Genomic DNA, 4,515 nt, shown 5'->3' on the forward strand with positions numbered 1-4,515 from the left:
TGTGTTCGAGAAGCGTGTGGCCGCACTTGAAGGCGGCGTTGCTGCCGTGGCTACCGCCAGCGGTCAGTCGGCGCAGTTCCTGACGTTCAACGCGCTGGCGAAGGCAGGCGATAACATTGTGGCCACCAGCTACCTGTACGGCGGTACCTATAACCAGCTCAAGAACGCGCTGCCACGCCTCGGCATCGAAGGGCGCTTTGCCGAGGGCGACGACCCCGAGTCCATCGCGTCGCTGATCGACGAGAACACGAAGGCCGTCTACCTCGAATCGATTGGCAACCCGCGCTTCAACATCCCCGACTTCGAGCGCATCGCCGACATCGCCCACGACCACGGCGTGCCACTCGTGGTTGACAACACCTTTGGCGCAGCCGGTTACCTGTGCCGTCCCATTGACCACGGCGCCGACATCGTCACCGAAAGCGCCACCAAGTGGATCGGCGGCCACGGCACCACCATCGGCGGCGTCATTGTGGATGCGGGCACCTTTCCGTGGGATAACGGGCGGTTCCCCGAGTTTACCGAACCCAACCCGAATTACCACGGACTCAAGTTCTGGGAGACGTTCGGTCCCGATGGTGTACTCGGCGAGAACGTCGCGTTTGCCATCCGCGCTCGCGTCGAAGGACTGCGCGACTTTGGTCCGGCGCAGAACCCCTTCGGCTCGTTCTTGCTGCTTCAGGGCCTGGAGACCCTCTCCCTCCGCGTGCAGCGCAGCGCCGACAACGCTCTGGCGCTGGCCCGCTGGCTGCAAGAGCACGACGCCGTGGACTGGGTCAGCTATCCGGGGCTTGAAGACCACCCGTACCACGAGCGCGCCAATCGCTATCTGCAGAATGGATACGGCGCCGTGCTCAGCTTTGGCGTAAAGGGCGGCGCGGAGGCCGGACAGGCATTTGTCGAGAACGTGGAACTGGCCAGTCACCTTGCCAACGTGGGGGATGCAAAAACCCTCGTCATCCACCCCGCGTCGACCACGCATCAGCAGCTTACCGAGGAAGAGCAGAAAGCCTCGGGCGTGGAGCCCGACCTGGTGCGCGTGTCGGTGGGCATTGAGCACATCGACGACATCACTGCCGACTTTGAGCAGGCGCTGGCTAAGCTCCCTGTTTCGGCGTAACACGCAGACGCAGCGGGGCGGCGCTGGTGCAATTGGGCTGCTCCGCTGTGGTGTTGTTTCCCTTCATGCACGCTGATCTCATGCCTTCAACCTACATGCAGCCCGCCTTTACGACCGAGGGCGGGGCTACCCTTCACGATGTGCCCATCGCGTATCGCACGTGGGGCCGCCTCAACCCCGACGGCACGAACGCCGTGCTGGTGTGTCATGCGCTTACGGGAGATGCGAATGTTAGCGCCTGGTGGATGGACCTACTCGGTGCCGGACGGGCGCTCAATACGGAAGAAGACTTTATAATCTGCGCCAATGTGCCCGGATCGCCGTATGGCTCCGTATCCCCCATAACCACAAACCCCGACACAGGTGCGCGGTACAGAGCCGACTTCCCGGCTTTCACGCCGCGCGATACGGTAGCGCTGCACCGCCATTTGCTCGATCACTTGGGCGTACGCCGCGTGCGCTGTGCCATCGGCGGATCGATGGGCGGGATGCAGGTGCTGGAGTGGGCCTTCGAGCGCACCGATACGGGCGCGCCGCTGGTGAAACGCCTTGTGCCTATTGCCGTGGGCGGACGCCACACGCCGTGGCAGATTGGCTGGAGCGAGGCGCAGCGCCAGGCCATCTATGCCGATCCGAAGTGGCAGGGCGGCGCGTACCCGCCCGATGATCCGCCCGCCGACGGACTCGCCGCTGCCCGCACCATGGCGATGGTCTCGTATCGCTCGCACGCCTCGTTTCAGGAGCGATTTGGGCGCGAGCGGCAATCTGAAAATGGCTCCGCCCACCCGCCTTTTGCGGTCGAAAGCTACCTGCGCTACCACGGGCAGAAGCTCGTGGCGCGCTTCGATGCGAACTGCTACGTGCACCTTACGAAGCAGATGGACGCGCACGACGTGAGCCGCAATCGTGGGGCCTATTCCGATGTGGTACGACAGATTACGCAACCCGCGCTGGTCATAGGCATCGACTCGGACGTGTTGTATCCGCTGGCCGAACAGGAAGAGCTTGCCGCGCATCTGCCGAATGCCAACCTGCAGGTGCTGTCGTCGCCCCATGGTCACGACGCGTTCTTGATTGAGCAGGAAGCTCTCAATGCCATGATCGTTCAGTGGCAGAACACACATGCCGCCTCTGCTACCGTCCGCTGAATCCCGTTTTCCCTGACTTATCTCCACATTCTTATGTCTGTACCTCAGACTGCGTTGTCACCGAAGCCAACCACTACCCGCTCTGCCCCATCGCTCTCGCTCTACTTAGCTGGCGTGGGGTCGGTAGGCACTGCGTTGCTCTATCAGCTTAGCGAGCTTCAGGGAGATGCGCAGCGTCCCCGTCTAATTGGAGCCTGCACCTCAACCCATGCTGCGTGGACGCCGCCGCACCCCACGCCCGGCGCGGTGAAGCACCACCTTGAGCACGGCAGCACACTGCACTGGCCCGCCGTGCTGGAGCGACTCATCGAGCACGCGCCGCGTCCGCTTGTCTTTGTTGATGCTACGGGGCATCCGGATGTGGCTGACCACTACACGACGTTGCTGGATGCAGGCATCCATGTCGTCACGCCGAGCAAGCTGGCCAACACCCGCTCGCAGCAGCACTTCGACCGGCTGCATGCAACGGCCGCACAGCACAATGTGCAGTACCGCTACGAGACCACCGTGGGGGCCGGACTGCCGGTGGTGCGCACGGTACGCGATCTGCGGGCTACCGGCGACCGCATCCACACCATTCGCGGAGCGGTGTCGGGCACGCTCACCTTCGTGTTCAGCCGGATGCGCGAGGGCGATTCCTTTAGCGAGGCGGTGCGGACGGCCATCCAAAAGGGCTATGCCGAGCCGGATATCCGCGACGACCTGTCGGGCGAGGACGTAGCCCGCAAGTTCCTGATTTTGGCGCGCACGGCGGGCGCATCAATCGACCGCGAGGACGTGGAGGTGGAGTCGCTCGTGCCCGAGTCGCTCCGCAACCTACCGCACCTGGCGTTTCGCCGATACGTCCACAAGGCCAACGATGCCTGGCGCGAGCGCGCCGAGACGGCGGCCTCCCAGGATGCGGTCCTGCAATACGTGGGCCGCTGGACGCCCGGCAGCGGCATCCGAGTAGGTGTAGAGGCCGTGCCCGCAGATTCTGACTTTGGGCAGTTGGAGGGCCAGGACAATCTGTTTACCATCACAACCAATCGCTATGCCACATCGCCACTTACCATTCGCGGGCCGGGGGCCGGTCCCGAGGTGACCGCCGCAGGGGTGCTGGCGGATGTGCTGCATGTAGCAGAAACAGCGTAAGCAGAGCAATACCCGTGTTGCGAAGCCACAACGCGGCAAAGAGAGAACGTCAAGGGGAATGTGTCCGCTTCCAGCGGAGGATTGCGCATTACAAAACACGAAGGCGGCATGGGCCGCTTCTACACCCTTGTATTATTCGTCCCTAACCTTTGGTGAGTACTATGCAATCATCTACCTTTTCTACCTGGACGCGCAGCCTGGGACTACTCACGCTGGCGTTTGCTCTCCTCTTCAGCCTCTCGGCCTGCGACTCCACCGACAGCAACGAAGATGACGACGGCCCCGGTGATACGCCCCCCGAAACGGTGAACATGTCAATTGGGGATGACGAGGTTGAAATGAATGCCTTCTTTGCTACTGGTGAAAATCCAGATACAGGCGAAGAGGGATTCGTCATTTACTTCACTGAATCGGATAATGTGACTGGCGAGCAAGACCTGCTTTCGGGGAGCGCGGCTTTCATGGGACGCGAAGGCCCCTTGCCCTCGCCAGATACCTACACATTCGCTGATTTGAGCATTGACGAGCAAGACAACGACCTTATTCAAGATCAATTTGGATTTGTGTATTGGGAGTATGAAGGCGAAGGCTTTCCATCACGTATCGTAGTTTCAAATAGTGGGGAACTCACAATCACATCGTCTGGAAGCGACCGCGTAGCAGGCTCGTTCGAGATTAATGCAACGGAAAATACATTTACCGGAGATGGCTTTAGGGAAGAGGAAGTAACTATGAGTGGTAACTTTGACGCGGGGCGCGTTGATGTCCTGATTCCAGAAGTTGACTTTTAGAGCCGTTTGGGTTTTGGTTCGAAGGCGAGAGCGAGCACCGGTAGAGCGAAACGAGGGCGAAGTCCGACTTACCCCAGTAAATCGCAAGGGCAGCACCTTTGACCCCAGCCCGGAAAAAAGCAAAATAGGTGCTAAAGTCCTGGATCGGTTCGCGGGGTAGGCGGATCGTTCAGCGGCAGATGAAGTATGGCACAACACGCGTTCCTTTCATCTGCTGTGCTACGTTCGCTGTGCGCTCATTCTTCATTTCGTTCACACGCGTCTTTGGGTTCAATTCAGTATCAGGGGCTGGGTGGATGTATATCTGCTCAGCCCTGATATT

Annotated in this window: 4 protein-coding genes; all 4 read left to right on the top strand. The window is 60.8% G+C overall.

Going from position 1 to position 4,515, the window contains the following annotated elements; all coding sequences use genetic code 11:
- Positions 1–1,120, top strand: a 1,120-nt coding sequence (locus tag R6U20_RS00065; protein ID WP_410335821.1) for an O-acetylhomoserine aminocarboxypropyltransferase/cysteine synthase family protein, incomplete at its 5' end; no start/stop codon positions are given.
- Between the two features lie 80 nt (positions 1,121–1,200).
- Positions 1,201–2,268, top strand: a complete 1,068-nt coding sequence (metX, locus tag R6U20_RS00070; RefSeq protein WP_410335822.1) for a homoserine O-acetyltransferase — start codon at positions 1,201–1,203, stop codon at positions 2,266–2,268.
- A gap of 33 nt (positions 2,269–2,301) precedes the next feature.
- Positions 2,302–3,402, top strand: coding sequence for an aspartate kinase (locus R6U20_RS00075; protein ID WP_410335823.1), 1,101 nt, complete (start codon positions 2,302–2,304; stop codon positions 3,400–3,402).
- A 161-nt stretch (positions 3,403–3,563) separates the two neighbouring features.
- Complete coding sequence (locus R6U20_RS00080) at positions 3,564–4,193, top strand: hypothetical protein (protein ID WP_410335824.1); 630 nt, start codon at positions 3,564–3,566, stop codon at positions 4,191–4,193.
- The last annotated feature ends 322 nt before the right edge of the window (positions 4,194–4,515 follow it).

Source organism: Longimonas sp. (assembly GCF_046498435.1).
Lineage (GTDB): Bacteria > Bacteroidota > Rhodothermia > Rhodothermales > Salinibacteraceae > Longimonas.

Excerpts from the sequence above, each read along its gene's own strand:
- metX (WP_410335822.1), top strand. The coding sequence starts at position 1,201 with ATGCCTTCAACCTACATGCAGCCCGCCTTTACGACCGAGGGCGGGGCT.
- R6U20_RS00075 (WP_410335823.1), top strand. The coding sequence starts at position 2,302 with ATGTCTGTACCTCAGACTGCGTTGTCACCGAAGCCAACCACTACCCGC.
- R6U20_RS00080 (WP_410335824.1), top strand. The coding sequence starts at position 3,564 with ATGCAATCATCTACCTTTTCTACCTGGACGCGCAGCCTGGGACTACTC.